We start from the raw sequence: 564 nt of genomic DNA, 5'->3' as shown, positions 1-564 counted from the left end.
AAGAAAAAAAGAAAAAGGGAAAAAAGAAAAAAAAAAAAAAAAAGAAGAAAAAAAGGAAAGAAAAAGAAAAGAAGGAAAAAAAAAGGAGAAGAGAAGAGAAGAAAAGAAAAAGGGAAGGAAAGAAGGAGAAGAGGGAAGGATAAGAAAGGGAGAAGGGAAGAGAGAAAAAAAGAGGAGAAAGAAAAGAAAAAGAAGAGGGAGAGAAGGAAAGAAGAGGGAAAAGAGGTAAAAAGAAAAAGGGGGAAGGGAAAAAGAAAAGGAAAGAAAAAAAAAAAAAAAAAATAAAAAAAAAAAGGGAGGAGAAGACAAAAAGGGAGTGAAAGGAAGATATAAAAAAAAGAGAAAAGAAAGGAAAAAAAGAGTAAAAGAAAAAAAAAAAATAAAAGAATATATAAGTAAAAAGAAGAAAGCGAACAAAGGGGAAAAAAGTAAATGAAGAAATATAAATAGATACAATCCGACGTATACAGATTAAAAAAAACGGAGAAGAAAAAATAAGCAAAGAAAAAAGATAAGAGAGAACAGAGCGTAAGAAGAAGGGAAAGAATGGGAAAATCACACATG

The 564-nt window shown here is 29.1% G+C and carries 1 protein-coding gene; it reads left to right on the top strand.

Going from position 1 to position 564, the window contains the following annotated elements; genetic code table 11:
* Window positions 1-229, top strand: a 229-nt coding sequence (locus tag DNK85_RS12725) for a hypothetical protein (protein ID WP_208123192.1), incomplete at its 5' end; no start/stop codon positions are given.
* Between the last annotated feature and the right edge of the window lie 335 nt (window positions 230-564).

Source organism: Cysteiniphilum halobium (assembly GCF_003574425.1).
Lineage (GTDB): Bacteria > Pseudomonadota > Gammaproteobacteria > Francisellales > Francisellaceae > Caedibacter > Caedibacter halobius.
The sequence above is the reverse complement of the archived record's forward strand: the minus strand, read 5'-3'. Positions and strand labels throughout refer to the sequence as shown.